Annotated in this window: 20 protein-coding genes, 1 tRNA gene and 2 pseudogenes; 6 read left to right on the top strand and 17 right to left on the bottom strand. The window is 65.0% G+C overall.

The window, feature by feature from the left end; genetic code table 11:
* Positions 1 to 66: 66 nt before the first annotated feature.
* The 4 genes and pseudogenes from X742_RS01000000170055 to X742_RS156545 all read right to left on the bottom strand — a co-directional run bounded on the left by X742_RS01000000170055 (position 67) and on the right by X742_RS156545 (position 5,269).
* Positions 67 to 1,486 (bottom strand): annotated as a pseudogene (locus X742_RS01000000170055) (EAL domain-containing protein).
* A gap of 185 nt (positions 1,487 to 1,671) precedes the next feature.
* Positions 1,672 to 3,489 (bottom strand): hypothetical protein, encoded by a 1,818-nt coding sequence (locus X742_RS156535; RefSeq protein WP_023772060.1) that lies wholly within the window; start codon positions 3,487 to 3,489, stop codon positions 1,672 to 1,674.
* A 125-nt stretch (positions 3,490 to 3,614) separates the two neighbouring features.
* Complete coding sequence (locus X742_RS156540) at positions 3,615 to 4,037, bottom strand: GtrA family protein (protein WP_023772059.1); 423 nt, start codon at positions 4,035 to 4,037, stop codon at positions 3,615 to 3,617.
* Positions 4,034 to 5,269 (bottom strand): glycosyltransferase family 2 protein, encoded by a 1,236-nt coding sequence (locus X742_RS156545; protein WP_023772058.1) that lies wholly within the window; start codon positions 5,267 to 5,269, stop codon positions 4,034 to 4,036. The genes X742_RS156540 and X742_RS156545 overlap by 4 nt, the downstream gene beginning before the upstream one ends.
* A 218-nt stretch (positions 5,270 to 5,487) precedes the next feature.
* Between X742_RS156545 and gshB the strand changes: the two genes are divergently transcribed.
* The 3 genes from gshB to X742_RS156560 all read left to right on the top strand — a co-directional run bounded on the left by gshB (position 5,488) and on the right by X742_RS156560 (position 9,087).
* Complete coding sequence (gshB, locus tag X742_RS156550; RefSeq protein ID WP_023772057.1) at positions 5,488 to 6,429, top strand: glutathione synthase; 942 nt, start codon at positions 5,488 to 5,490, stop codon at positions 6,427 to 6,429.
* A 377-nt stretch (positions 6,430 to 6,806) separates the two neighbouring features.
* A complete protein-coding gene (locus X742_RS156555) occupies positions 6,807 to 7,415 on the top strand; it encodes a class I SAM-dependent methyltransferase (RefSeq protein ID WP_023772056.1) in 609 nt (202 codons plus the stop codon).
* Positions 7,416 to 7,554: 139 nt separating this feature from the next.
* Positions 7,555 to 9,087, top strand: coding sequence for a YifB family Mg chelatase-like AAA ATPase (locus X742_RS156560; protein WP_023772055.1), 1,533 nt, complete (start codon positions 7,555 to 7,557; stop codon positions 9,085 to 9,087).
* An 81-nt stretch (positions 9,088 to 9,168) separates the two neighbouring features.
* Here the strand turns inward: X742_RS156560 and X742_RS156565 are convergent, their stop codons facing one another.
* The 6 genes from X742_RS156565 to X742_RS0136825 all read right to left on the bottom strand — a co-directional run bounded on the left by X742_RS156565 (position 9,169) and on the right by X742_RS0136825 (position 16,106).
* Positions 9,169 to 9,789 (bottom strand): class I SAM-dependent methyltransferase, encoded by a 621-nt coding sequence (locus X742_RS156565; RefSeq protein WP_023772054.1) that lies wholly within the window; start codon positions 9,787 to 9,789, stop codon positions 9,169 to 9,171.
* Positions 9,790 to 9,967: 178 nt separating this feature from the next.
* Positions 9,968 to 12,136 (bottom strand): malate synthase G, encoded by a 2,169-nt coding sequence (locus X742_RS156570; RefSeq protein WP_023772053.1) that lies wholly within the window; start codon positions 12,134 to 12,136, stop codon positions 9,968 to 9,970.
* Positions 12,137 to 12,347: 211 nt separating this feature from the next.
* Positions 12,348 to 14,390, bottom strand: a complete 2,043-nt coding sequence (locus X742_RS156575; RefSeq protein WP_023772052.1) for a hydantoinase/oxoprolinase family protein — start codon at positions 14,388 to 14,390, stop codon at positions 12,348 to 12,350.
* Between the two features lie 189 nt (positions 14,391 to 14,579).
* Positions 14,580 to 15,206 (bottom strand): CDGSH iron-sulfur domain-containing protein, encoded by a 627-nt coding sequence (locus X742_RS156580; RefSeq protein ID WP_023772051.1) that lies wholly within the window; start codon positions 15,204 to 15,206, stop codon positions 14,580 to 14,582.
* 173 nt (positions 15,207 to 15,379) lie between these two features.
* Complete coding sequence (locus X742_RS156585) at positions 15,380 to 15,751, bottom strand: hypothetical protein (protein ID WP_023772050.1); 372 nt, start codon at positions 15,749 to 15,751, stop codon at positions 15,380 to 15,382.
* Positions 15,752 to 15,869: 118 nt separating this feature from the next.
* Positions 15,870 to 16,106 (bottom strand): hypothetical protein, encoded by a 237-nt coding sequence (locus tag X742_RS0136825; RefSeq protein ID WP_023772049.1) that lies wholly within the window; start codon positions 16,104 to 16,106, stop codon positions 15,870 to 15,872.
* Positions 16,107 to 16,359: 253 nt separating this feature from the next.
* Between X742_RS0136825 and X742_RS156590 the strand changes: the two genes are divergently transcribed.
* A complete protein-coding gene (locus tag X742_RS156590) occupies positions 16,360 to 17,880 on the top strand; it encodes a winged helix-turn-helix domain-containing tetratricopeptide repeat protein (protein ID WP_023772048.1) in 1,521 nt (506 codons plus the stop codon).
* A 32-nt stretch (positions 17,881 to 17,912) separates the two neighbouring features.
* On the opposite strand, the gene X742_RS156595 is transcribed toward X742_RS156590, so the two are convergent.
* The 3 genes from X742_RS156595 to cysK form a co-directional block, all read right to left on the bottom strand.
* Positions 17,913 to 18,269, bottom strand: coding sequence for a hypothetical protein (locus X742_RS156595; protein ID WP_023772047.1), 357 nt, complete (start codon positions 18,267 to 18,269; stop codon positions 17,913 to 17,915).
* A 102-nt stretch (positions 18,270 to 18,371) separates the two neighbouring features.
* On the bottom strand, positions 18,372 to 19,904 hold the full coding sequence (locus X742_RS01000000170050; RefSeq protein WP_245275536.1) for an aspartate aminotransferase family protein: 1,533 nt from the start codon (positions 19,902 to 19,904) through the stop codon (positions 18,372 to 18,374).
* A gap of 12 nt (positions 19,905 to 19,916) precedes the next feature.
* Entirely contained in the window at positions 19,917 to 21,005 is a 1,089-nt protein-coding gene (gene cysK / locus X742_RS156600; RefSeq protein WP_023772046.1) for a cysteine synthase A, read from the bottom strand.
* Between the two features lie 412 nt (positions 21,006 to 21,417).
* Between cysK and X742_RS01000000170045 the strand changes: the two are divergent.
* Both X742_RS01000000170045 and X742_RS16805 read left to right on the top strand, forming a co-directional pair.
* A pseudogene (locus X742_RS01000000170045) lies at positions 21,418 to 23,377 on the top strand (BTAD domain-containing putative transcriptional regulator).
* 99 nt (positions 23,378 to 23,476) lie between these two features.
* Positions 23,477 to 23,653, top strand: coding sequence for a hypothetical protein (locus X742_RS16805; RefSeq protein ID WP_023772044.1), 177 nt, complete (start codon positions 23,477 to 23,479; stop codon positions 23,651 to 23,653).
* 39 nt (positions 23,654 to 23,692) lie between these two features.
* Here the strand turns inward: X742_RS16805 and X742_RS156605 are convergent, their stop codons facing one another.
* The 4 genes from X742_RS156605 to X742_RS156620 form a co-directional block, all read right to left on the bottom strand.
* Entirely contained in the window at positions 23,693 to 24,001 is a 309-nt protein-coding gene (locus tag X742_RS156605; RefSeq protein WP_015314705.1) for a UBP-type zinc finger domain-containing protein, read from the bottom strand.
* Between the two features lie 69 nt (positions 24,002 to 24,070).
* Positions 24,071 to 25,750, bottom strand: a complete 1,680-nt coding sequence (locus X742_RS156610; RefSeq protein ID WP_023772043.1) for an FAD-dependent oxidoreductase — start codon at positions 25,748 to 25,750, stop codon at positions 24,071 to 24,073.
* Positions 25,751 to 25,901: 151 nt separating this feature from the next.
* Positions 25,902 to 25,986: transfer RNA gene (locus tag X742_RS156615), tRNA-Leu, on the bottom strand.
* A gap of 73 nt (positions 25,987 to 26,059) precedes the next feature.
* The gene (locus X742_RS156620; RefSeq protein WP_023772042.1) at positions 26,060 to 26,680 is read right to left on the bottom strand and encodes a 2,3-bisphosphoglycerate-dependent phosphoglycerate mutase; all 621 of its coding nucleotides are present in this window, start codon (positions 26,678 to 26,680) and stop codon (positions 26,060 to 26,062) included.
* Positions 26,681 to 26,762: the final 82 nt, after the last annotated feature.

Genomic DNA, 26,762 nt, shown 5'->3' with positions numbered 1-26,762 from the left:
GATCGCGCCCGCGCTTGACCCGCCAGGAGGCATCGCCGCATGGCGGGCAGCGCCGAAACCTGCCGCTCAGATCGCCTTGGCGCGCAAGGCGCCACGGAAGGAATCCCGGAGATAGCCCAATGTGGCGTCGGCATCGGCCGGCTTGCCGAACAGATAGCCCTGCCCGCCGGCGCAACCGAACTGGACCAGCCGGTCGGCCTGCGCTTCCTCTTCGATGCCTTCTGCGACGACGTCCATGCCAAGCCCTTCGCACATGGCGAGAATGGCGCGGATGATGTGTTCGGACGGCCGGTCATCGAGAATGGAGGAGACGAAGGCGCGGTCGATCTTGAGCTTGTCGAAATGGAACTCGCGCAGGCGGCCGAGCGAGGACTGGCCGGTGCCGAAATCGTCGAGCGAGACACGTATGCCGACGCGGCGCAGATCCTCGACGATCTGCGCGGCCGAGGCCGGGTCGTTCATCAGGCCGGTCTCGGTGATCTCGATCTCCAGCCGGCGCGGATCGAAGCCGGTGCGGTCGAGGATCGCCAGTATGTGCAGGCCGGTGTTCTGGTCGACGAGCTGCGAGGGCGACAGGTTGAAGGACAGGAACAGGTCTTTNTATGTGCAGGCCGGTGTTCTGGTCGACGAGCTGCGAGGGCGACAGGTTGAAGGACAGGAACAGGTCTTTTGGCCAGCTCCTGGCAGCCTCGGTGGCCTTGCGCAGCACGAGCTGCGACAGCGGGCCGATGATGCCGCGCTCCTCGGCGATGGGGATGAAGACGGTCGGCGGCACCGCGCCGAGGTCGCGGTCTGTCCAGCGCGCCAGCGTCTCGAAGCCGATCGTGCGGCGCGTGGTGAGATCGACGATCGGCTGAAAATGCGGCTCCACCTCGCCGGCCGAGACGGCGCGGCGCAGCGCCTGCTCGATGCGGGTGACGCGCTTGGCGGCTTCCTCCATCTCGCGGGTATAGACGACGACGCGGCCGCGGCCGGAGCGCTTGGCATGGTAAAGCGCCGTTTCGGCCTTGTTGATGAGGATCTCGGTAGTCTCGTCGCCGGAATAGAACAATGAGCATCCGACCGAGGCCGAGAGCCTGGCGGTGCGCTCGCCGACATCGTAGGGCGCCGACAGGATCTCGATCAGCATACGGGATTTTTCCGCCGCCGCCTCCTCAGAGAACACCAGCGGGTAGAGGAAGGCGAATTCGTCGGCGCCGATGCGGCAGACCGTCGAATGGCCGTCCATCGAGGCGCGCAGCCGCATCGCCACCTGGATCAGGATGTCGTCGCCGGCCTTGTGGCCGAAAAGGTCGTTGATCGGCTTGAAGCCGTCGAGGTCGAGAATGCCGACCGTGAAGGGCGCGGGATCGTCGGAACGGTCGCTGATCAGGCGATCGACCTTGTCGAAGAAGCGGCGATGATTGCCAAGCCCGGTCAACGGATCGGTGAACGCCAGATCCGTGCTTTCCCTGTTTGCCTGACCGGTGCCAAACGGAGTTTGCATCGGTGTCCCTGTTCGTCCCTGCTTTTGTCGTCGGAATTTATTTCCAGACTGGCAGCAAACCCTTTAGGAAACGTATCCCACTGACCGATTTTCGTGGCCGGAGCACGATCCCGAAAAATGGGGTCCGGCTTTCGCCGCGACACCGTCGTGAAGCCGGCTAAAAGATGCGTCAAACACTTGGATTTTCAGCCCTTTGGTTTGACGCGATAAAGCTCCAGCGGGGCACCTCGGGTTTGTGCCACCGGCTCCAACCAGTTCGGCACATCGCCGCTCATCAACCTGGCGAGGAACCCCTCCGGTGCCCTGGCCAGGAGCAGGTGGCTTTCCGCATTGCCACGGCAGAGCGCGACAAGGCCGACATGGCGGCTTTCGATGACGGTTTTGGCGTCCGCCTCCGAGCCCAGCCAGGCATCCAGTGCAACCAGATTTCCGGTGACATTGCGGTGGTACAGCCCGGCCAGCACGCGATGACTGGTAAAGGCCAGAATCGGTGAGCCGAGGTTGGACAGCGAAAGGACTGTCGTGGCCTGCATCCGGCCGAGCGCCGCGAACGAGGCCTTGCCAAGGCAAGCCGCATCGTCGGCCTTGGCACTGGTGGCCGCCGCGTCGGTTTGGAAAGCACTAGACGCCGCCCCGGCAGCGCCTGCCCAGATTGCATTTACAGAGATCAGCCAGGCCGCGGCCATCCTGAGTGCGGCGCCGTTGGACGGACTGGTTTGCGCACGCTGGCGCCAGCGGGCGATCCATGCCGCAAGCGGGATCACCGCGAAGGCGATGGAGAAGGTCGAGCCGCGAACTTCCCAGGCGCTGACCAGGAACGCCACCACCAGCAGCGAGCCGACAAGGCTGTCCTGCCGACGCCAGCCATGGCCGATACGGAGCGCCATCAGGATGATGGCCACCAGCGGGGTGGCAAACCGGGCCACCGCCCTGGCCGGATCATGGGTGACGATCTGGAAAATCGGCTGCGCCTCATCGATATGGCTGAGCCATATCTCCTTGAGGCGCGGATTGAGGTTGGCATAGGGCGAGGCCAGGCATTGCGGGAACAGGAATACGACGACAGCGGCAAGGGCTAGCCCAAGCAGGCCGAGCGAGGCCAGGCGGCCGGCGACGGTCGCACTGGCGGCCTTCCACGAGGCGATGATCGCCAGCCCCGCGCCGGCAAGTCCGGCGACGGCGAACTGAACAATCGAAAATGTGTCGCACTGTGCCTGGGTCCATGCGGATGCCGGGACGGTGGCGACGAAGACGAGAGCCGAAACAGCGGCGACGCCGAGGCCAAAATCCCTCGCGGTCAGCCTTTCCCGAGCACTATCGCCAAGAAACAGCAGCGCGACAGCGGCGCCAAGGGTGCCGGCGTAGGGAGCGCTTTCCATGCCGATGGCCACGCTCAGCGTGGCGCAGATGCCCGAAAGCAAGGCGGCCGGCCGGAGCAAGGGAGCCCCGAGCAGCAAGGCAAGGCTCGCCAGGATCAGCGTCAGCTGCACATTGTGATGATCCAGCGAACCTGGGGAGAAAATGCCGAGGTAGTAGAGCGCGGCGCCACCGACGACGGCGGCGGGCAGGACAGCGTGGCCGCCGGCGAAAGCGCGCGCGGCGCGGATGAGGAAGAAGACCGCCAGCCAGAACAGCAGGGCAGGCCAGGCGACTTGCACGACCTGTTCAGCCAGGGCGACATTGCCTGTCAGGGCCGACATGACAAGGACGCCAAGGGCCAGCGGCGCGTCGAGCAGCCGCGACCAATGCATGACGAAGCCGCCGTCCAGTCCCATCCTGTACTGGTGCAGGTCGAACCAGCCCTGGCCGGCCAGAAGATCGCGGACTTCGACCAGCTGCAGCAGGCTGTCATTGTCGCCCGCCGGGTTGGCCAGTTGTGGAAATCCGGCGATGGCATAGACCAGGAGCGGCACCAGGGCCGCGAGGAGCGCCGCCAGCATGTCCGCCCGCCAGGAGGGACGGGCGGTGTGCTTTGAAGGCATCGCGGCATGGGCAGCGGTCATGGAGCGACTTTCGGCCGATGGTCGGGACTACAGGCTAGTGCCTCTCGCTTCACAAAGCGTAAAGCACGGTGCGTCGCGGAGGCGCTGGACCACTCCTGGTCTTGGCTCGACCGGACGGACAACCGCTACACGGTGTTCCCGAGTTTGCCGTGGCCGCGCGCCGGAAACACCCACAGTCTCGAGACCACATAGCTGATGGTGCTTGTCACGGCCGTCGCCAGCGCCGACATGGCGACGGGCGACAGGCCGAAATGCGTCACCGCCACCTGCGAGACAAGGCCGGCAAAAGCGGCGCATCCGGCTTGCAGCGTAAGATAGCGCGGGAACGCGACCTTGTGATCGTGTTCCGCACCGAACGTCCAGCCCCGTTGCGCCCGATAAGCAATGACGAACGCCGTTGCATAAGCGATGGCACTGCCGGCGAACGGCGAAACGCCCAGCGAAACCAGCAGCCACGAGAGCGCGAAAAACAATCCCGCCGCACCGATGCCCACCACCATGAAGCGGAACGGGCGCGCATGGACAAGCGCCGGCAGCACGTCGGTCATTGCTGTTCGCTGGCCGGCGCTTCCTGGGAAAGGCCAGCTTTCAGTCGCTTGACCGGGATTTCCAGGACACCGAGCAGGAATGCCGAAAAGAAGGCCTGGAAGGAAATGACGATCAGGCTCAACCCGAGCACGACGATGCGTGGAATTTCGGAATCGGTTAGCGGGCCGAAATTGAGATGGGCCCAGCGCATGACGGCATAGAGGCAGAACAGGAAGCCGGCGGCAAAGCAAATGCCGGCATTGGCGGCGAGACGGTCGGTGCTGATGGTCCTGGTCAGCCAGTCCGACCCGCGGCTTCGCGGCAGGATGCCGGTAATTTCGGCATAGTATCGCGAAATGGCACCGAAGGTGATGAGCTGGATGCCGGTGACGATCATGAAACAGGCGGCGACGAAGGTGTTGAGATCGAGCGAAAGATTGTCGACCACCCGCAAGGGGCCGAACACCAGCAGCGCCGCGAACAGCGTGCCGAGGCCTGAAAGCACCGCGCCTGGAATGAAGAACATCCAGCGCGGATTGTAGACCAGCAGGAATTTGAGGTGCCGCCAGCCGTCGCGCCAGGTCCTGAGATGCGGCGGCCGGCCGCGGCCGTCGGGCTTGAGCGTGGTCGGCACTTCCTCGATACGCAGGCCGGCAAGCGCGCTGCGCACCACCATTTCGCTTGCGAATTCCATCCCGGTGGTCTGCAGATCGAGCTTCCTGATGCTGTCCGCGTTGAAGCCGCGCAGACCGCAGTGGAAATCCCCGGTCTTGATGCGGAAGAACAGGCGGCCGACGAAACTTAGCACCGGATTGCCGAGATAGCGGTGCAGGGGCGGCATGGCGCCAGCCTCTATGCCACCCCGGAAGCGGTTGCCCATGACCAGATCGGCGCCGCCGCGCAGCCGCGCCACGAATGCCTCCAGTGCACCGAAATCATAGCTGTCATCGGCGTCGCCCATGATGATGAAGCGACCCCTGGCGGCGGCGATGCCGCCCAGAAGCGCCGCGCCATAGCCCTTCTGCGCGACCGGGACGACACGAGCACCGCCCTGCGCGGCGATCTCCCGCGAGCCGTCGGTGCTGCCATTGTCTGATATCAGCACCTCGCCCGCTATGCCGGATTGGTCGAGAAACGCCCTGGCCTTGCCGATGCAGACGGCGAGCGTCTCGGCCTCGTTGAGGCATGGCATCAGGATGGTGAGTTCGAGCTGCTGGGTCGAGGCTGCGCGGACGGCAGTGAGCGCGTTCATGATCGTCGTTCCATCGGGTGCCCGGCGCTGCGTCAGGTCGGCCGCTGCATTCGGAGCTTACCGTCGCACGGCAAGGCTTAAGAAAGCGATGACGTCAGTCCTCGTCTTGTCTGCAACCGGCAGACGCGCCTTGCTGATCCCAATGTTCAAAACGTCGCGATTGGCAGAACGCGCCGCGACGCTTATATCGCTTGCGTCGACTACGCTGGGGACCTGCCATGAAGTTGAAAATCGCCGTCCAGATGGACCATGTCTCCACCGTGTCGATCGCCGGCGACACCTCGTTCGCCCTGTCGCTGGAGGCGCAGCGGCGCGGCCATCAGCTGTTCCACTACACGCCCGACCGGCTGTCGATGCGCGACGGCAAGGTGTTTGCCCGCGTCGAGGAGATGACGGTGCGCGACGAAAAGGGCAGCCACTATTCGCTGGGCGAAAAGGTGCGCACCGACTTGTCCGAAATGGACGTCGTCCTGCTGCGCCAGGACCCACCCTTCGACATGAACTACATCACCACGACCCACATCCTCGAGCGCATCCATCCAAAGACGCTGGTCGTCAACGACCCGGCCTGGGTGCGTAACAGCCCGGAAAAGATTTTCGTCACCGAGTTCCCGGACCTGATGCCGGATACGCTGATCACCAAGGATCCGCTCGAAGTCGCCGCCTTCCGCAAGGAGTTCGGCGACCTCATCGTCAAGCCGCTCTACGGGAATGGCGGCGCCGGCATCTTCCATATGCTGGAAGCCGACCGCAATCTCGCCTCGCTGCTCGAAATGTTCGGCCAGATGTTTCGCGAGCCCTATATCGTGCAGCGTTACCTGAAGGACGTGCGCAAGGGCGACAAACGCATCATTCTGATCGACGGCGAGCCGGTCGGCGCCATCAACAGGGTGCCGGCCGAGCACGATTCCCGCTCCAACATGCATGTCGGCGGCCGCGCCGAAAAGACCGAGTTGACGACACGCGAGCGAGAGATCTGTGCCCGCATCGGGCCGTCGCTGAAAGAGCGCGGCTTCATCCTGGTCGGCATCGACGTCATCGGCGACTACATGACCGAGATCAACGTCACCTCGCCGACCGGCGTGCGCGAGGTCAAGCGCTTCGGCGGCGCCGACATCGCCAGCCTGTTCTGGGATTGCGTGGAGGAAAAGCGGCAGTAGGCGCAAGCCTCTTTCACAGATCCTAATGAGGCAGCCGGTTGAGTATGGCAACGGCCAACGCTATCAGGCTGACAACCGTGCTGATGGCTGCGCCAATATCCAAAAAAAGCGGCGACGCCAAACGTCACCGCACATCCCTCGCCGTGACACCGGTCTAACGAAACGAAGAGCTAGATACCGAGCCCGACGATGAATGGCGGCACAACCGCCATTCCGCGATCATGCTTCGCGGCCCTGTTTTCCGTTTTCATTTTGTATTAACCATGTTCCGCTTTTGCAACCGGACGCCACCCGGCTGCAACCGGCGCAAACTGCCAGTTCGCGTGATGTTCTCGATTTGACCAAATCCGTCAGACACACACCGATGGGAGAACACGATGAAGATACCGGCAGAGGTTCTGGCCCAAAGCCGTCGGACGATAGAGTCGTATGAGGACTATGCGGTCCATTATGACGAGATCGTTGGGCATGTTCCTCACCCGAACGACAGGGCCGCGCTCGAGCGCGCCGCCGCGATCGCCGGAGCGGGCGGCCGCATCCTGGAAATCGGATCCGGCCCGGGCCGCGACGCGGACTTCCTGGAGGGCCTTGGGGTCGAGGTCCGGCGAACCGACGCCACGCGGCGCTTTCTCGAACTGCAGGCCGCGCGCGGCAAGGCAGGCGAACTCCTCGACGTGATCACCGACGAGCTTGGCGGTCCCTACGACGCGGTGGTGGCGCTCGCCGTGCTGATCCATGTGCCTCGCGACCAGATCGACCATGTTCTGGAGAAGATTGCGCGTTCGTCGCGCCAAGGCGGTGCCTTCGTCGTCTCGATGCGAGATGGTGACGGCGAAACGGGTGGCAAGTACCATACCGTCGACTGGCGTAGGGACGCCTTCGCGGCGCGCATCGAGGCCGCCTGCATGGAGCTTCTCAGCCACAGCTTCCGCATCGGTAGAAATGAGCAGGGCTGGAACACCTTCTTGGCGATGAGGCCGTCATGATCGGGCGCGAGCCATGCGTCTACTCTACTTTTGTTCCTGTAATGTTCTTGCCTTGGCCTGAAATCCGTGGTTGTCTTGCGTTGACGTCACTCGCGGCCCGTTCACAAGGGCAAGGGCGAGCCGGCATCGGGGGCAGACAATGGTGGCGCGGGTTCGTACGGTCGCTTTCCAGGGCATCGAGGCGGTGCCGGTCGATGTGCAGGTGATGATCGCGCCCGGCAAGGTCAACATGCATATCGTCGGCCTGCCAGACAAGGCGGTGGCGGAAAGCCGCGAGCGGGTGCAGGCGGCATTGCATGCGTCGGGCCTGTCGATGCCGTCGAAGAAGGTGACCGTCAACCTGGCGCCTGCCGATCTGCCGAAGGAAGGCAGCCACTACGATCTGCCGATCGCTCTCGGCTTGATGGCGGCCCTTGGCGCTATTCCGGGCGACATGCTGGCTGGCTATGTCGTGCTGGGCGAACTATCGCTCGACGGTACGATCACCGCCGTTGCCGGTGCCTTGCCGGCGGCAATCGGCGCCAATGGCGAAGGCAAAGGGCTGATCTGCCCCTTCGCTTGCGGGCCGGAAGCAGCCTGGGCAGGGCGGGAATTCGACATTCTCGCGCCGCGCAGCCTGATTGCGATCGCCAATCATTTCCGCGGCACGCAGGTGCTGTCGCGCCCGGAGGCCGGCATCCGCGCGGCGGCACGCGACCTGCCCGACCTTGCCGACATCAAGGGCCAGGAGACAGCGAAGCGGGCTCTGGAAGTGGCGGCCGGCGGCGGGCACAATCTGCTCATGATCGGTCCGCCAGGCTCAGGCAAATCGATGCTGGCGCAGCGCCTGCCGTCGATCCTGCCGCCGCTGGCGCCGAAGGAACTGCTCGAAGTCTCGATGATCGCCTCGGTGGCCGGCGAACTCGGCGAAGGCAAGCTGACCGACCGGCGGCCGTTCCGCGCCCCGCACCATTCGGCCTCGATGGCGGCGATGGTGGGCGGCGGCCTGCGCGCGCGGCCGGGCGAGGTGTCGCTTGCCCATCACGGCGTGCTGTTCCTCGACGAGTTTCCCGAATTCACGCCGCAGACGCTCGATGCGCTGCGCCAGCCGCTTGAAACCGGCGACTGCATGATCGCACGGGCCAACCATCGCGTCACCTATCCGGCCCGCATCCAGCTAGTGGCGGCAATGAACCCGTGCCGCTGCGGCATGGCCGGCGAACCGGGTTATCGCTGCCTGCGCGGCGACCGTTGCCGCACCGATTACCAGGCGCGTATTTCAGGTCCGCTGCTCGACCGCATCGATCTCAGGATCGAAGTGCCGGCGGTCTCGGCCAGCGACCTGATCCGGCCCGACCGGGCGGAAAAGAGCGCCGACGTGGCGCTGCGGGTGGCGCGTGCCCGCACCATTCAGCGTGAGCGTTTCGAGCGGCTCGGCGTCAACAGCGCCACCACCAACGCGCATTGTTCTCCAGCCGTCATCGAAACGATCGCCATGCCGGACGCCGCCGGCCTGTCGCTGCTCAAGGATGCCAGCGAAAAACTCGCCTTTTCGGCGCGGGCCTACCACCGGGTGCTCAAAGTGGCGCGCACGCTCGCCGATCTCGACGCCAGCGAAGCTGTCGGCCGCATCCATCTGGCCGAAGCAATTTCCTATCGCATGAGTTCGGAGCGCGTGGCGCAGGCGGCGTAGGGCCTGCCCGCGGCAGCACACGCATGCACCCCACCTTCACGGCGCCCGTCAATGAAGCTGTCAACAGCCGGTCCGCCTTGCCTATCGCAAGGTCGAGATGAAATGCAGGCGACGGTCGAAAAACACGCTGGCCGGGAACGGATAGAGCGACAGCTTCTCACGCCAGGTGCGGGGTGTGATACCCGCGGCGGCAAAAACGGCGTCCCACTCCGCCTTGGAGAGATAGTTGTAAGGCAGGCGGACATTGTGCCCCTTGTTGCCCACCCAATCCATGAAACGAAGCGTCTGGTAGGCCGCGAAGCCTTCGCGCAGGTGATCCTTGATGACAACGCCCTTGCGCGCCACGCGGGCCGCCTCGCGCACGAGATGGCCCGGGTGGTCGGCATGATGCAGTACATCGACGATCGTCACCCAGTCATAGGAGCCATTCGCGGCGGGAATGGTGCCGCCATCGAACAGTTCGACCGGGATATGGGTTTGCGGCCTGATCAGCACGTCAATGCCGCGAAACGTCAGCCCCGGCTTTTTTTCCATGATCGCCTTGGCGATGGAGCCGTCGCCGCAGCCAAGATCGAGAACGGTGCCGGCCGGGCCCAGTTCGTCGGCCAGCCGCTGACACAGGATGCGCACGCGGCGCTGGAAAACCGCCCGGTCATGGACGGAATTCAACAGTTTCTTTTCGATCGCCATCGTGTTGGCCATGCCAATGCTCCGCAGCCTTCCAGCCAACACTAGCTGAAAAAAGCAAAGGAACCGTATCCAGCCATAAGAGCCTGCCGCCTTCGGCACGACATTGCCGCTGGGCTGACGCCGCCGTCTTCGCCGACGCGGACCGGCGACATCCAGTCGGCGCTCCAAACCCTTTCAACGCGACATCGTCCTACCCTTGATGGGCCTTCAGCTCCAGCCGCCGCTTGTGCAGCACCGGCTCGGTGTAGCCGTTGGGCTGGCTTGTTCCCTTGAACACCAGGTCGCAGGCGGCCTGGAAGGCGATCGACTTTTCGAAGTCGGCGGCCATCGGCCGGTAGAGCGGGTCGCCGACGTTCTGCAGATCGACGATTGCCGCCATGCGCCGCAAGGAATCCATCACCTGGATTTCCGAGCAGACCTTATGGCGCAGCCAGTTGGCGATGTGCTGCGAGGAGATGCGCAGCGTGGCGCGGTCTTCCATCAGCCCGACATCGTTGATGTCGGGAACCTTGGAGCAGCCGACGCCCTGGTCGATCCAGCGCACGACATAGCCCAGAATGCCTTGCGCGTTGTTGTCGAGTTCGCGCTGGATCTCGTCGGGCGTCCAGTTGGGCCGCACGGCCACCGGCACCGACAATACGTCGTCGAGCTTCGCCTTCGGGCGGGTCCTCAGCGCGGCCTGAACCGCATGGACATCGACCTTGTGATAGTGCGTGGCGTGCAGCGTCGCCGCCGTTGGCGACGGTACCCAGGCGGTGTTGGCGCCGGCCCTGGGGTGGGCGATCTTCTCGGCCAGCATCGCGGCCATCAAATCGGGCATCGCCCACATGCCCTTGCCGATCTGGGCATGACCGGCGAGCCCGCATTCCAAGCCCGTGTCGACGTTCCAGGCCTCATATGCGGAAATCCAGGCGGCCTGCTTCATGTCACCCTTGCGGATCATCGGGCCGGCTTCCATCGAGGTGTGGATCTCGTCGCCGGTGCGGTCGAGGAAGCCGGTGTTGATGAACACCACGCGCTCCTTTGCGGCGCGGATCGCTTCCTTGAGGTTGATTGTGGTGCGCCGCTCCTCGTCCATGATGCCCATCTTGATGGTGTTCTGGGCCATGCCGAGCAGGGCTTCGACACGGTCGAACATCTCGACGGCGAAGGCGACCTCCTCCGGGCCATGCATCTTGGGTTTCACGACATACATCGAGCCGGCGCGGGAGTTCATCCGCCGTCCTTTCGGCCCGACATCGTGCAGCGCGATCAGGGCCGTCATCGCCGCGTCCATGATGCCTTCCGGCACCTCGTTGCCGTCGCGGTCCAGGATCGCTGGATTGGTCATCAGGTGGCCGACATTGCGCACCAGCATCAACGAGCGGCCAGGCACGGTCACCGTGCCGCCGGCTGGGGCGATGTAGGCGCGGTCGGGGTTGAGCTTGCGGACGAAACTCTTGCCGCCCTTGCTGATTTCTTCGGCGAGATCGCCCTTCATCAGGCCGAGCCAATTGCGGTAGACGACGACCTTGTCCTCGGCATCCACGGCCGCGACCGAATCCTCGCAGTCCTGGATGGTGGTCAGCGCCGATTCCAGGATGACGTCGGCAATGCCAGCCGGATCGGTGCGGCCGATCTGGTTGTCGCGGTCGATGACGATCTCGACATGCAGCCCGTTTTTCACCAGGAGCACGGCTTGCGGATTGGCGGCGTCGCCGCGATAGCCGACGAATTGCCTGGGATCGGCCAGCGTCGTCGAGCCGGCGCCGGCGCTGAGCTTCAGGGCGCCGTTGGCGACCGACAGGCCGTTGACCCCTGCCCATTTTGCGGAGGTGAGCGGCACGGACTGGTCGAGAAAATCCTTGGCCCAGGCGATGACCTTGGCGCCGCGCGCCGGGTTGAAGCCCTTGCGCTTCTCGGCGCCATCCGTTTCGGGGATGGCGTCCGTGCCATAGAGCGCGTCATAGAGCGAGCCCCAGCGTGCATTGGCGGCGTTGAGCGCATAGCGCGCGTTCATCACCGGCACCACCAGCTGCGGTCCGGCCACGACCGCGATTTCCGGGTCGACATTGTCGGTCGAGACGCTGAAGGCCGGCCCTTCCGGCACGAGATAACCGATCACCTTCAGGAACGCCTTGTAGGCGTCCATGTCGATGGGCGCGCCATTGTCGCGATACCAACCATCGAGCTTTTCCTGCATGGCATCGCGTTTTGCCAGCAGCGCCCGGTTCTTGGGTGCCAGATCATGGATGATGACCGAGAACCCGTCCCAGAAACGCGCCGCTTCGATGCCGAGGCCGGGCAAAGCCTGGTCGACGACGAAGTCATGCAGCTCGCGGGCAATGCGCAATCCGGCGATCTCGATGCGATCGGTCATCAGGCTACTCCAGATGAAAGGCGTTGCGGGGCGTTTGGCATGTCAGGGGGTGCAGGGTCAATTCAGCTTAGGGTGAAGGTGGGGCATTTTGGGCGGTTAGCCAATCTTCCCGACNTGTCAGGGGGTGCAGGGTCAATTCAGCTTAGGGTGAAGGTGGGGCATTTTGGGCGGTTAGCCAATCTTCCCGACGAGGGGGAGATGGCTCTTCTCCTCACACCGCTATCCTCGGCCTGCCCGAGGCCACCGCCACGATATGCGCTTCGATGAACATGCGCTGCGCTTCGACAGTCGAGACCCGGAACTCCGTCGCCACGTCGATCTCGGCACTGTCGGTGCCGGCATCAAGAGCCCGCTGGGCGACAATCGCCCGCACATCGGCCTCGGCGGCCGCGATCGCCGCCGTCTCGTCGAGGAAATCGCGCACCGTCTCACCCGAGGCAAGCCGGAACAGGCCTTCCGTGGGCTGGCTGACGCGGGCCTCCGCCGAAACCCTGACCTGGCCGACGACGGCGCCAAGCGCGTTGGCGACGTCGGTATCCCGGGGCACGACGCAGTCATTGCCGACCAAGGGCGCCAGGCCGGCATAGTGCAGCGGCGCCGAAGCGCCGAGCCCAATGACCGGCCGGTCGAGCGCGACGCTGAGGCGGGCGATGCCGGGGTGGGCATCGACGGCGCGCTGCACCAGCGCATGCGCCACCGTCGCCGCGCCGTCGAGCCCGTCCTCGGCAAAAGCGGTCTCCAGGATGTATTCGGCCGACCAGCGCGTCAGGGTCAAGAGCACCCGTTCCGAGATCGCTTCCGCGGAGGCCGCGATCGCCTGGCCCCGGCCATCGCGCCTGCGGGCGAACAGTTCGGCGCCAAGCCGGGCGGCGGCGGCATCCCAGTTCGCCTGTTTGCAAAGCACGTGCGCGGCGTCCGACGGGGTGAAGCCCGAGATATGCACCAGCCCGCGCGAGACCAGGCGGTTCAGCGTGGCATTCTGGGCATTCGAGGTCAGCAGCCTGTCGAGGGCAAGCGGCGTCGCGCCGAGTGCTTCGTAGAGCTTTGCCTCCGGGGCGGTCAGCCCCGCGGCGAGCCTGTCCGGCACGCCGGTGCGGACCGCGAAGCGGCCGTCCATGCGGCCTGTGTTGGGCGCGCGCAACTGGCGTTCGAGTTCCGCGGTCACCGCCTCGCCATGCGCCATGCCGGACAGCGCCAGCGGCACCAGGCGGCGCGGCCCGAGCAGAATTTTCGGATTGAGCGCGCCATCCTCCAGCATCACTTCGGAATCGCCGCCGAGGCCGAAAGTGCGCATCGCGACCGCCTCGACCATGGTGCGGAAACCACCGACGGTGGCGCCTTCCGGATCGAGCCGCGGCCGGCCGCCATCGAGGACCGCCACGTCGGTGGTGGTGCCGCCAATGTCGGAGACCACCGCGTTGTCGAACCCGGTCATGTGGCGGGCGCCGACCAGGCTGGCGGCGGGACCGGAGAGGATCGTCTCGATCGGCCGCTGGCGGGCAAACGCCGCCGAAACCAGTGCGCCATCGCCGCGCACCACCATCAAAGGAGCGGCGATGTTGCGGGCCTGAAGGAACCCCTCGGTCGCCGCCACCAGCCGGTCGATCATCGAGATCAGCCTGGCATTGAGCAGCGTCGTGAGCGCCCGGCGCGGACCGCCGAGCTTGGCCGATAGCTCATGGCTCGCCGTGACCGGCAGGCCGGTCCTGTCGCGGATCAGCTCGCGGGCGGCGATCTCGTGCGCCGGGTTGCGGGTGGCGAAATAGGCACATACGGCAAAGCCGGACACCGACACGCCGAGTTCCGGCAGCATCGCCTCCAATCCGGACAGGTCGAGCTTGGCGGCGCTGCCGTGCACATCATGGCCGCCCGCACAAAACACCACCGGGTCGGTGCCGAGTGCCGTCTTCAAACCGTCGCGGGCAAGATCGGCCTCGGAAAAGCCGATCATGACCAGCGCCACGCGGCCGCCCTGGCCCTCGACCAGCGCATTGGTGGCGAGCGTCGTCGACATCGAGACCAGTTTGATGTCGGCCGGATTGGTGCCCGCCTTTTCCAGGACCGCATCGACGGCGCCCGAAATGCCGACGGCCAGATCATGCCGCGTGGTCAGCGCCTTGGCCTTGGCCAGCACCTTGCCCTTGTTCGGCCCCTCCCGCGGACCTTCGGTCTCGGACCACAACACGGCATCGGTGTAGGTGCCACCGGTGTCGATGCCGAGGAAGAGAGGGGCGGGCTTGGTCTTGGCGGTCATTTTGGGCGAAAGTCCGGGCAGATTGTTTGGTTGCCTGCCCTTAGCCGATACCGGCTTGCGGATAAAGCCGGGAGAGATGGGCCAAGGGACGCGGCACTGGCGCGGTGGAGAACATATTGAAAGGTTGGCAAGAGGCGCCCCCTCTGTCCCGCGGGACATCTCCCCCCGAGAGGGAGATTGGCTACCCACCTATCCCACGAACCCAACCTTCTTATGGCTGCCGTCGCAGAACGGCTTGTTGGCCGAGTGGCCGCAGCGGCACAGGAAGACCTTCGTGGTGCGGTCGACCGTGTGGCCGGTGCCGGTAACGATCTCGACATTGCCTTCGAGCTTGAGCGGGCCGTTCGTGGTCGGCATCGCCCGCAGCGGGCCGTCGCGGACCTCCAGCGCCGGCGTGTCCTTCAGCGCCGGTTCTCCGGTGGCGGCAAAGCCCGCCTTGATATGGCTGTTGTCGCAGAACGGCTTGTTCTGCGAGGCGCCGCAGCGGCAAAGTGTGGCGCGGAAAAACGTCTCGGCACCAAGCACGATCTCGGCATACACCGCCAGCGGGCCGTTTTCGCGCAGCCGCACGGTGTTGACCACGGGCGGCTTTTCCCGCGGGCCGCCATCCTTGCGCGCATAGGTGATGGCGCCCGAGGGGCAGTTCTCGGCCAGCGCGACGATCTTCTCGACGCTGGCCGCATCGGGATGGATCCATTGGCCCGGCGCATTGGGCACAAAGACATGCGGGTCGCCGAGCACGCAATTGCGCGAGTGGATGCAGCGCTTGCCGGAAAACCCGACGTCGATTTTTTCACCCTCGACCGTGCCGGCCATCGCGATGCTCCTGTTGCCTGGAGTACGCCGCGTCTGAATGCACAGGCGCGGCGTGCCCTTGGTATGGTCTTGTTTCCATGCATGTCGTTGCGCCAAAGCCGCGAACCGGTTTTGGGCGGCATGCATGGCCAAGCTATGGCTCGAACAGGAAAACCGTCAAGCTGGCAAACCGGTCAGGGGACCAGATCGATCTCCTCGGTCTCGCCGCCGCTGCAGGTGTAGCAGCAATCCTCGCATTTTTCCTTGTTGCCGGGACCGACGCCCCAATAGGTACCCTCATCGCCATCGACCCAGGCCCCGTAGCAGATCGATTCGCCTTCGTTGCAGGATATCGGCAACGACTTGGTCTCGCCGTCGTCGAGATAGAAATCCTTGCCATCGCCCGGCCAGACATAGTCGCGGTCCTGGCTATAGAGTTCGAGGCGCATCGCGTTGGGATGGCTGTTCTTGACAGCGAAGGTGACGTCGCCGGCATGGGCGGCTGGTACAAACAGGACGGCAAGCGAAAACGCGGCGGCGAGCCGGCGCGCGGATGTGAAGGACATGGAAACCCCCGATGTAGAATCGGCCCCCACGGCCGATGCAGGATCATGACATGACGCGGGCGGATGCTAAAGGCACGATGCTCGGCAATCCCCTCCAAATCGTCGCGGCATTTTCGCCTTAGCGCTGCCAGAATGGCAGTTTGGCGATCTCTGCTTCGACCTGTCGTGTCGTCATGCCGATGTCATCGATCAAATGCGGGCTGACCTCCGATAGTCGCTTGAGGTCCCAGCGAAAGCGTGTCCGCTCGCGCCAGCTTGCCACCATGCTTCGCAGGGAGCGCGGATGCGACGATCGTTGGACGGGCACACCCGGCCGCACTGCCCGATGCTGGATCGATGTGATTGTACTGTTCATGGCAACCTCCATTGGGGCAACCTCCATTGGGTTTGGGGGTCCGACACCGTCGGGAACCGTGGACCTCACCCGGAAAGAGATTGAATTCTGCAGGATATGAGCGGCGCCGTAATTAAGCCCTCCCAAATAGTTCTCAAAAGTTCCAAACTTGCGATAACTCTTTGTTTTGACGCCACTCTCGGGGAGAGCTGGCCACGCGTTTCCCGGCAAAACCGCTTCGCACTTTTCCCGGAATTGCTCTATAGATGCGCCCATGCAGGGAGAGCGCTTCGCCTTTGGTCCGTTCGTGCTTGATCCGGGCGCGGGAACGCTGCTTAGGAACGACGATCCCGTGGCCGTCGGCTATCGGGGGCTGAAGTTGCTTGCGGCGCTCGTCGCAAAACCCGGCGAAATCCTGGGAAAAGCCGAACTGATGGACGCGGCGTGGCCCGGCACGGCCGTCGAGGAAGGCAACCTCACCGTCCAGATCGCGCAGTTGCGCAAGCTGCTCGGCCCGCCAGGCATTGTGGGTGAAGGAGGCGGGGAATGGATCACGACCGTTCCGCGCGTCGGCTATCGCTTCACGGGGGCCGTCGAACAGCTCGCCGGCGCCAAGCCAAAACCCTTGCCGCTGCCGGACAAGCCTTCCATAGCGGTGCTGCCCTTCGTCAATTTTAGCAACGATGCCGGGCAGGACTCTTTCTGCGACGGCTTGACCGAAGACCTGATCACCGACCTGTCGAGGATCTCCGGCCTGTTTGTCATCGCGCGCAATTCGACTTTCGCCTACAAAGGAAAGGCAATGGACGTGCGCGAGATCGCCAGGGAACTCGGCGTTCGTTATCTGTTGGAGGGCAGCGCGCGGCGCGATGCGGGGCGGGTACGCATCAACGCGCAGCTGGTCGACGCGGCGAGCGGCGACCATCTATGGGCGGAACGTTTCGACCGCGGCCTGGACGATATCTTTGCCGTCCAGGACGAGGTGACCGCCAAGATCGTGGAGGCATTGCTTGGCCGGCTGCGCGCGCCGCCGCCACGCAACCGGCCCACCAATCTCGACGCCTACGACTTGTGCGTGCGGGCGCGCAAGCTGATCGATGATTCGCCGCAGACCGCACGGGAAGCGCATCTGATGTTGACGCGCGCGGTTGCGCTCGATCCCCACTACGCGGAGGCCTATCGCTGGCTTGCCATGAACCACTGGATGGGATGGGTGCATTGGGGCGAGCCGATCAACCCTAACCGCCGCATTGCCCTGGAGCTGGCGCGCAAGGCGGTCGCGATCGATCCCAACGATGCAGGATGCCACTGGGTGCTCGGCAATTTGCTTGCCTATGAGCATAAGTTCGCGGAGTCGGATGCCGAATTCGCCAGGGCGTTCGAACTCGACCCGAACGAGGCCGATGCCTGGGCGACATTGTCCGATATAACGACCCTGGCCGGGCGGGTCGAGGAGGCCCTGGAGCAAATCCGCAAGGCGTTCCGGCTGAACCCGTTTCCACCGAGCTGGTACTATCTGACGCTCGGCCAGGCGCAATACGCGGCGCGCGACTACGCAGCCGCCGTCGAGACGCTGCGCCGGGACGAGACTTACCGCACGAGCTCACGCCGCTTCCTTGCGGCAAGCCTTGCGCAACTTGGTCGGCTCGAGGAGGCGCGCACGGAGGTAGAACTGTTCCTCGTCGGCAACCCGCATTTCACGACCCGGCATTGGGTCTGGACGGAGCCCTTCCGCGACGACGCGACGCGCGAGCACTTCGTCGATGGCTTTCGCAAGGCCGGCCTTCCGGACTGACGCACCGGGTTGGCTCCTGCACCGAAGCGCCGCTACGGCACAAGGTCGATGGTTTCGGTCGTGTGCTCCACGCAGATGAAGCAGCAGGTATCGCAAGGCTGGTCGTTGTCTGGCCCGACGCCGGCGGAAATCTTGTCATTGCCATCGACCCAGGCGCCATAGCAGATGCGTTCGCCCTGGTTGCAGGAGATCGGCACTGATTTCCGCGAGCCTGGATCGACGAGGAACACCTTGTCGTTGCCCGGCCAGACGGTTTCGCGATCGCGGCTGAACAGCTCGACCGCGACCCCCTCCTTGCGCAGGTTCTTGACGAAAAAGGCCATGTCGGCGGCCTCGGCCGAGTTGGCCAGGACCAGTGCCGCCAGCGCAAGCATGCGAAACAGCGTCACCGCCGACCTCCCTCGAATCATCGCGGGCAGGTTCGCACGGCGGCCGGGAACTAGGAAGACACGTGGCCCTGTGCCGTGATCTCATGCCCGAGCCTCGCCAGTTCACGCACCAGCAGATCGAGATCGTCGCGTCGGGTGCGATGGTTGGTGATCGCCACACGCAGCCAATGCCCGCCATGCACGGTGGTGTCGGAGAGCGCCGCGATGCCTTGCTCCTGCAACCGCAGCATGATCTCGGTGTTGAGCGCCTTCAGCGCTTCGCCCGCCAAACCGGGCTGGTAGCGGAAGCACACGATGTTGATGGTCGGCGCTGCCGCCAGTTCCAGCGAAGGCTCGGCCTCGATCAGCCCGGCCAGATAGGAGACCNCCGGGCTGGTAGCGGAAGCAGACGATGTTGATGGTCGGCGCTGCCGCCAGTTCCAGCGAAGGCTCGGCCTCGATCAGCCCGGCCAGATAGGAGACCTGCGCGATGTTCTGGTCGATCAGGCGGCCGAACTTTTCGACACCATGTTCCTTCAGCGCCATCCACACTTTCAAGGCGCGAAAGCCGCGCGACGTCTGCAGACCATAATCGTGTAGCCATTCGCCGGAAGCGAGGCCGCGCGGCGTCGATTCCAGATATTCCGGCGTCACCGCGAATGTCCGGCGGTGCGCGGCGGCGTCCCTGACCAGGGCACAGCCTACCTCGAAGGGCGAATGCAGCCATTTGTGGGGATCGAGCGCGACCGAATCGGCCCATTCGATGCCGGTGACGCGGTGGGCATTTTGCGGGGCGATGGCGATCAGCGCGCCGATGCAGCCATCGACATGGAACCAAAGGCCTTCCTCGTGAGCGAGTTTGGCAAGCGCCCGGAGGTCGTCGATCGCCCCAGTGTTGACCGTGCCGGCATTGCCGATGACGCAGGCCGGCTTGAACCCGGCTGCCCGGTCCTCGACGATCGCCGCGCGCAAGGCCGATATGTCGATCCGTAGTCCGGCATCCGTCGGGATGCGGCGCAGCGCCCGATTGCCCAGGCCCAGCGCTTCCATCGCCTTGCGGTGGCAGGAATGGATCTGGTCCGAGCCATAAAAGCGCAGCGGCTTCTCGATCGCGGCGACGCCGTGCTCGCGCACGTCGATGCCGGCCTTGACGTTGCGCGCCACCGTCAGCCCGATGATGTTGGCCATCGAGCCGCCGCTGACCAGCGTGCCGGAGGCCGAGGCCGGAAAGCCCAGCATCTGCTTGCACCAGTTCACCACCTGGCCGTCCATCAGCCCGGCGGCATGGTTGCCGCCGCCCAGGTTGGAGCCCTGGATCGCCGCGAGGAAATCGCCGAGCGCGCCGGTGAAGTTGCTGGACCCCATGTACCACGACCAGAAGCGCGGATGGATGTTGCCCATGGGATAGGACATAACGGTGCGGGAGACCTCTCCGTACACGACGGCAAGCGGTTCCGGCGAGCGCGGCAGGGGTGCGGTGAAAAGATCCCGCACCTCGCCGGGCATTTCCCGCCAAACGGGGCGCTCGCGCACCTCACGCAGGTAGTCCACCGCATCGTCGATGATTTGATGCGAGAAGGCCTGCAAACGGGCCCAGTCGGCGGGGTCAAGCGTTTCCTCGGCCGACACGCCAAGGCTTTCCTGCGCGATGTCCATGACAGCCTCCCGTCAAGCCGCCGGAAACTGGCAGCCGGGCGTCGAGCGCGACAGGGCCATTTCGTCGGCGTCCATCTCGGCCTCGATGCCGTCAAGCAGCGGTGTCGACATGTAGCGCTCGCCTGTGTCAGGCAGCATGCATAGGATCACCGATCCGGGTGGCGCCTTCTCCGCGACCTGACGCGCCACGGCGAAGGTGGCGCCGCCGGAAATGCCGGTGAAGATTCCTTCTTTCTGGGCCAGCGCCCGAGCCCATTTGATGCCTTCTGGCCCGGCGATCGGCATCACCTCGTCATAGAGACTGGCGTCGATCGCCTCCTGCAGCACGTTGGGGATGAAGTCCGGCGTCCAGCCCTGGATCGGATGCGGCTCGAAGGCCGGATGGCTGGCGGCGGGGGCGCCGCCGGCCCCGCGCTGCTGCGCCTTGCCGCTGCCGATCAGTTGCGCATTGGCCGGCTCGGAGAGCACGATGCGGACATCGGGCCGTTCCCGGCGCAAGACGCGCGCCACGCCGACGACGGTGCCGCCAGTGCCATAGCCGGTGACGAAGCAGTCGAGCCGGGAGCTTGCGAAATCGTTTAGGATTTCGCGCGCGGTCGTTGCTTCATGGATGGCGGCATTGGCGGCGGTCTCGAACTGGCGGGCAAGGAACCAGCCATTGGCCTCGGCCAGTTCGATCGCCTTCTTGTACATGCCAAAACCTTTTTCGGCGCGTGGCGTCAGCACCACCTTGGCGCCCAGCATGCGCATGAGTTTGCGGCGCTCGACCGAAAAGCTGTCGGCCATGGTGACGACGAGCGGATAGCCTTTCTGCGCACAGACCATGGCGAGGCCAATGCCGGTGTTGCCGCTGGTTGCCTCGACCACGGTCTGGCCCGGCTTCAGCGCGCCGCTGCGCTCGCCCTCTTCGATGATGTTGAGCGCCAGCCGATCCTTCACCGAGGCGCCAGGGTTGAAGAACTCGGCCTTGACGAAGATGGTCGCATGCGCCGGCGCGAGATTGTTGATGCGCACCACCGGCGTGTCGCCGACGGTGTCCAGAATGCTATCGAACAGGCGGCCGCGCCCTGCGGTGCTCCTGATGCTTTGTGTGTTCAACATCGTTGATCTCCTCGATCGTGTTGATCTTCACGGGCCGGTTACAAACCGGCGGCCTGGGCGGCGAGGTTTCGAGNCACCACCGGCGTGTCGCCGACGGTGTCCAGAATGCTATCGAACAGGCGGCCGCGCCCTGCGGTGCTCCTGATTTTTTGTGTGTTCAACATCGTTGATCTCCTCGATCGTGTTGATCTTCACGGGCCGGTTACAAACCGGCGGCCTTAGCGGCGAGGTTTCGAGACCTTGCCGCGCTAACACTGACGTTCCAGCGATGCGGCAAGGACCGCTGCCGGCACGAGATTCGCCGCCGGATGCGCCGTGTCATGTTTGGTGATAGAGCAAGGGCCGGCGGGCCAGCGTGGGAGCAGGCGTGGAAACGGACGTGGAATCCGCAGCGTCGAGGCAGGACAGCGGCATGCCGTGCCTGTCGGTGCGGCTGCTCGGGCCGCTGGCGATCACCCGTAACGGCGTGCCAACGGCGTTGCCGGCCTCGCGCAAGCTGCGAGCGCTGCTTGCCTACCTCGTGCTGGCGCCACATCCGGTGGGGCGCAGCCGCCTGTGCGAACTTCTGTGGGACGTGCCCAACGATCCGCGAGGCGAACTGCGCTGGTGCCTGAGCAAGTTGCGCAGCGCTCTCGACACGCCGGACCGGCGCCGTGTCCGCACGCAGGACGATACGGTCGCGCTCGATCTCGGCGCCTGCCTTGTCGATGCGTTGGAGGTCAGCCGCGCCGGCTTCGAAGGCATCGCAACGCTTGGTGTCGAGCGCCTGCAGGCGCTGGCGAAATTGTTCGCCGGCGAGTTCCTTGACGGCCTGGAGCTAGCGCGAAGCCCGCTTTTCAACAGCTGGCTGACGGCACAACGCCGTCGCTTCGGTGCTTGGCACGTGGCCGTGCTGGAAAGGCTCGTCGAAACCTTGCCCGCGGATTGCGACGAAGCGGTCGCTCATCTCGACAGATGGCTGGAACTGTCGCCGTTCGAGGAGCCCGCGCACCGGGCGCTGCTGGCCAGTCTGGCGCGGCGTGGCGCCGTCGGCGCGGCCGAGCAACATCTGGCGGCGGCCGAGCAGCTGTTCGGGTCGGAAGACCTGGATTTCGCGCCTCTGCGCGCGGCCTGGCATGCGATCCGCGAGCGGCGGCCNCGTGTGCTCTTCCGATCTATCGCAGCCGGTGGCCGGGCCGACCGTCGCCGAGACCACCAAGCCGAGCCACGCTTCGCTGGCGGTGATGCCGTTTGCCGGAGAGACGCGCGGCGGACCGGCCGACGGTTTCACGCACGATATCATCACCCGTCTCGCCAAGCTGCGGGATTTCTTCGTCATCGCGCGCGGATCGGTGTTTGCGCTGGCCGAGGAAGCCATCGCGCCCGAGGAGGCGGGCCGCCGGCTGAATGTCGACTATGTGGCCACCGGCGCGGTGCGCAACCCGACCGGCCGCCTGATCGTCAGCGTCGAACTGGTCGAGGTGCGTACTGCCAGGATCGTCTGGGCCGAGACTTTCGAGCGCCGTCCGGACGACATCTTCGCCGTGCTCGACGACATTGGGGACAGCATCGTGTCGTCGATCTCGGCCGAGATCGAAACCGTCGAGCGCAACCGCGCCCTGCTCAAGGCGCCCAACTCGCTCAACGCCTGGGAGGCCTATCATCGCGGCCTCTGGCACATGTACCGTTTCACACAGGCCGAGAACGAAACGGCGCGGCACTTCTTCGCCAGGGCTCTGCAACTCGATCCGACCTTTGCCCGCGCCTATGCCGGCCTGTCCTTTACTCATTGGCAGAACGCCTTCCAGCGCTGGGGCGACCGCGACCGGGAAAGCGCGCTCGCCTTCGAGAGCGCCGGCCAGAGCCTGCTGGTCGATGATCACAATCCGGCCGCGCACTGGGCCATGGGCCGCGCGCTGTGGCTGCGCGGCGAACAGGACGGCTCACTCAGCGAACTGGAACAGGCGGTCAAACTCAGCCCCAATTTCGCGCTCGGCCATTACGCGCTGTCCTTCGTCCATTCGCAGTCGGGCGACCCGCAGGCGGCGATCGGCTCTTCCGATCATTCGCGCCATCTCAGCCCTTTCGATCCGCTGCTGTTCGGCATGCTGGGGGCGCGGGCCATGGCGCATGTCCGGCTTGGCCAGTTCGAGGAGGCGGCTGGATGGGCGCTGAAGGCAGCGGCCCGGCCCAACGCGCACGCCATCATCCTGGCGATCGCGGCACATTGCCTGGCGCTGGCGGGGCGCCTCGACGAGGCGCGCGCCTTTGCCGCCGGCATTCGCAAGACGTTGCCGGACTACCGCGCCGACGATTTCATCGCCACGTTCCGCTTCGAGCCGGATGCCGAGGCGTTGTTTCGGCAAGGCGCCAGGCGGATCGGGCTCGGCTGAACCCGTCCTTGAATAGCTGCGTTAACGAAGTCGGAAGGACTTGCTTAACCGTTCGGGCCTATGTGACCTCGCGGGGGGATCCATGGCAAAGTGAGTATGATGAGCGACAGCCCCGACAAGCGCAGCGAATGGCGCGCCATCCTTCATGTACAGGCCCGCATCGCCGTGCTGTTCGTTCCGGTCGTGGCCAGCCTGCTGCTTATTGCAGCCCTTGCCGGCAACGATCGCAAATCCGTTCCGGATGTCGACCGGACCGTCACGGGCTCGGTGCGATAAAGCAGGCCGAACCGGCTTTTCCCCGGCTCTGGGAAACAGTCAATAGAAGCGCGGGATCGGGCCGTTCTGCGGGGTCGTGCGGTCGCCGAGGTCGAGAAAGACCTCGTCGACATAGCACCAGCCCCAGCCTTCCGGCGGGTCGTAGCCCTCTATGACGGGATGGCTGGTGGCATGAAAATGCTTGGTGGCGTGGCGGTTTGGGGAGTCGTCGCAGCAGCCGACGTGACCGCAGGTGCGGCAGAGCCGCAGATGCACCCACCACGAACCGCTCTTCAGGCACTCCTCGCAGCCGAGCGCGCTCGGCGTCACGTCCTTGATCCCAGCGGCGTGTTTGCATTCATCCGCCATCACACTCTCCCGACCTATCTCTCATTTGAAGCATGATCTTTTCCGAAAACCGGTTCCTACTTTGCGGGATCATACGTGAGGCGCGTCGGCCTGGCTGCCGTCCCGCGCAAGAAATGCATGCAACGCCGCCACCACCTGGGCGCCCTCGCCGACAGCCGCCGCGACGCGTTTGACCGAGCCGGAGCGCACGTCGCCGATGGCGAACACGCCGCTGCGGCTGGTCTCCATCACGCCATGCGCCGATGCTATGTCCGATCCGGTGCGGATGAAACCCCTGGCATCCAGCGCCACGTCGGATTGGGCGAGCCAGTCGGTGTTCGGGTCAGCGCCGATGAACAGGAAGAGATGGCGGATCGGCCGCGTCGTCGAGGCGCCGCTCGAGCGGTCGCGCCAGCGTACCGTGGCAAGATTGGCGTCCTCGCCGTCCAGCGCCTCGATTTCGGCGCCGGTCAGCACCTCGATGTTCGGCTGCGCCCTGATGCGCTCGACGAGGTAACGCGACATCGAGGCCTCGAGGCTGCCGCCACGGGCCAGCAGCACCACTTTCCTGACCTGGCTGGCCAGATAGACGGCCGCCTGGCCGGCCGAATTGCCGGCGCCGACCAGCGCCACTTCCTGGCCGCCGCAAAGCCGTGCTTCGATGGGCGAGGCCCAATAATGCACGCAGGTGCCCTCGAACTCGGCGAGATTGGCGACATCGAGGCGGCGATAGCGCGCGCCGCTGGCAATCACCACCGAGCGGGTGCGCACCGTCTCGCCGTCGCCGACCGCAAGCTGGTAACGCGCACCGTCGGTGGCGGCACCGAGCAGCTTCACCTCGTCGGGGATGACCATCTCGACGCCGAATTTCTGCGCCTGGTTGTAGGCGCGCGCCATCAACGCCATGCCGGTAATGCCCGTGGGGAAGCCGAGATAATTCTCGATGCGCGCCGAAGCGCCGGCCTGGCCGCCGAAGGCACGGCAGTCGAGCACGATGGTCGACAGCCCTTCCGAGGCCGCGTAGACCGCCGCCGCCAGACCGGCCGGCCCGGCGCCAACGATAGCGACGTCATAGACCTTGCTGGCGTCGACCGGCCTTAGCAGGCCGATGCAGCGGGCGAGGTCTTTCTCCGCCGGATTGAGCAGCAGCCTGCCGTTCGGGCACAGCACGACCGGCAGATGGTGGGGATCGACATGGAAGTGCTCGAACAGGGTTTTCGCGCAAGGATCGGCTTTGGAATCGAGCACGCGGTGGGGCTGGCCGCTGCGGGCGAGAAAGCCTTGCAGGCGAAGGACGTCGCCATTATCGGCAGGTCCGACGATGATGGGACCAATCGTGCCGCTCTCCAGAAGCCCGACGCGGCGCAGGATCAGCGCCCGCATGATGCGCTCGCCGAGATTGGCCTCCTGCACCATGAGGTCGCGCAGCCGCCGCGACGAGATGACGAACGCCTCTACCGGCTCGGCCGCCTGCGCATTGACGAGCGAGGGACGGGCCGAAAGCTGCGCCAGCTCGCCGGCGAAGTTGCCGGGCCCATGGGTGACGATCGTCTCGCGCCGGCCAAATTTGCCGTCCTGGGTGATATCTACCTTGCCCGCCAGGACGACGATCAGCCCCGGGGACACATCGCCGGCCTCGAAAATGTGCTCGCCGGCGGCATAGGTGCTGGCCTCACCGAACCGGCGCATGCGATCGATGTCCGCCTCGGTGAGGACGGGAAAGGCCTGGTCGCGGCGGGCGCCGAAGATCGCGGTGCTGGATTGAGACATGGTTGCGAGCGTAGCGAAGGGGGCGCGCGGTTTGAAGCGGTTTGTTCGTGGACTGGCCAGGAGGGCAGGTCATCGCGCAAGAAAAAAGCCCGGACGAACCGGGCTTTTTCTCAGGGTTTCTGAACCGGTCGAATGGTTCGAAACTGGAATTTGGTGCCCAGAAGAGGACTCGAACCTCCACTCCTTGCGGAACACGGACCTGAACCGTGCGCGTCTACCAATTCCGCCATCTGGGCTGGTGCGGGCTCAATAAGCGGGCAAGCGATTGCTGTCAACGCGCTTTTTTAAACCCGCTGCTCGCTTGCCGGCTTAGCCTTCCAGCACTTCCTTCGAAGCCACGGTCGAATCGGCATTGAGCTGGTAGATCACCGGCACGCCGGTGCCGAGTTCCAGCTTGACGATCTCCTCGCCCGACTTGCCGTCCAGCGCCATTATCAGCGCGCGCAGCGAATTGCCGTGCGCGGCGACCAGCACCGTGCCGCCGCGCAGCACATGCGGTTGCAGATCGTGCAGGTAATAGGGCCAGACGCGGGCGCCGGTGTCCTTCAGGCTTTCGCCGGCGGGCGGCGGCACATCATAGGAGCGGCGCCAGACATGCACCTGCTCCTCGCCCCATTTCTGGCGCGCGTCGTCCTTGTTGAGGCCGGAGAGGTCGCCATAGTCGCGCTCGTTCAGCGCCTGGTCGCGAATGGTCCGCAAGTCGCTCTGGCCGACGGCGTCGAGAATGTGCTGGCAGGTTTTTTGCGCCCGGATCAGCGCCGAGGTGAAGGCGATGTCGAACTTCAGGCCGCGCGCCTTGAGTTTTTGGCCGGCGGCCTTGGCCTCGGCATGGCCCTGCTCCGTCAGGTCGACGTCGCGCCAGCCGGTGAACAGGTTCTTCAGGTTCCATTCGCTCTGGCCGTGGCGCACGAGCACGAGGGTTCTCGACATTTTTGCTCCTCTGGGGTCTGAGCATTCCAGGAAAAGTGTGTAACGGTTTTCCGTCCTGCGTAAGAACGAAGATGGTTCAGGG

This window comes from Mesorhizobium sp. LNHC229A00 (genome assembly GCF_000502415.1).
Taxonomy (GTDB): domain Bacteria; phylum Pseudomonadota; class Alphaproteobacteria; order Rhizobiales; family Rhizobiaceae; genus Mesorhizobium.
Note: the sequence above shows the minus strand (reverse complement) of the source record. Positions and strands in the feature narration are given on the sequence as shown.

What these genes read in the sequence shown, in the direction of transcription:
- X742_RS156535 (WP_023772060.1), bottom strand. Translation starts at nt 3,489, where the DNA reads ATGACCGCTGCCCATGCCGCGATGCCTTCAAAGCACACCGCCCGTCCC.
- X742_RS156540 (WP_023772059.1), bottom strand. Translation starts at nt 4,037, where the DNA reads ATGACCGACGTGCTGCCGGCGCTTGTCCATGCGCGCCCGTTCCGCTTC.
- X742_RS156545 (WP_023772058.1), bottom strand. Translation starts at nt 5,269, where the DNA reads ATGAACGCGCTCACTGCCGTCCGCGCAGCCTCGACCCAGCAGCTCGAA.
- gshB (WP_023772057.1), top strand. Translation starts at nt 5,488, where the DNA reads ATGAAGTTGAAAATCGCCGTCCAGATGGACCATGTCTCCACCGTGTCG.
- X742_RS156555 (WP_023772056.1), top strand. Translation starts at nt 6,807, where the DNA reads ATGAAGATACCGGCAGAGGTTCTGGCCCAAAGCCGTCGGACGATAGAG.
- X742_RS156560 (WP_023772055.1), top strand. Translation starts at nt 7,555, where the DNA reads ATGGTGGCGCGGGTTCGTACGGTCGCTTTCCAGGGCATCGAGGCGGTG.
- X742_RS156565 (WP_023772054.1), bottom strand. Translation starts at nt 9,789, where the DNA reads ATGGCCAACACGATGGCGATCGAAAAGAAACTGTTGAATTCCGTCCAT.
- X742_RS156570 (WP_023772053.1), bottom strand. Translation starts at nt 12,136, where the DNA reads ATGACCGATCGCATCGAGATCGCCGGATTGCGCATTGCCCGCGAGCTG.
- X742_RS156575 (WP_023772052.1), bottom strand. Translation starts at nt 14,390, where the DNA reads ATGACCGCCAAGACCAAGCCCGCCCCTCTCTTCCTCGGCATCGACACC.
- X742_RS156580 (WP_023772051.1), bottom strand. Translation starts at nt 15,206, where the DNA reads ATGGCCGGCACGGTCGAGGGTGAAAAAATCGACGTCGGGTTTTCCGGC.
- X742_RS156585 (WP_023772050.1), bottom strand. Translation starts at nt 15,751, where the DNA reads ATGTCCTTCACATCCGCGCGCCGGCTCGCCGCCGCGTTTTCGCTTGCC.
- X742_RS0136825 (WP_023772049.1), bottom strand. Translation starts at nt 16,106, where the DNA reads ATGAACAGTACAATCACATCGATCCAGCATCGGGCAGTGCGGCCGGGT.
- X742_RS156590 (WP_023772048.1), top strand. Translation starts at nt 16,360, where the DNA reads ATGCAGGGAGAGCGCTTCGCCTTTGGTCCGTTCGTGCTTGATCCGGGC.
- cysK (WP_023772046.1), bottom strand. Translation starts at nt 21,005, where the DNA reads ATGTTGAACACACAAAGCATCAGGAGCACCGCAGGGCGCGGCCGCCTG.
- X742_RS16805 (WP_023772044.1), top strand. Translation starts at nt 23,477, where the DNA reads ATGAGCGACAGCCCCGACAAGCGCAGCGAATGGCGCGCCATCCTTCAT.
- X742_RS156605 (WP_015314705.1), bottom strand. Translation starts at nt 24,001, where the DNA reads ATGGCGGATGAATGCAAACACGCCGCTGGGATCAAGGACGTGACGCCG.
- X742_RS156610 (WP_023772043.1), bottom strand. Translation starts at nt 25,750, where the DNA reads ATGTCTCAATCCAGCACCGCGATCTTCGGCGCCCGCCGCGACCAGGCC.
- X742_RS156620 (WP_023772042.1), bottom strand. Translation starts at nt 26,680, where the DNA reads ATGTCGAGAACCCTCGTGCTCGTGCGCCACGGCCAGAGCGAATGGAAC.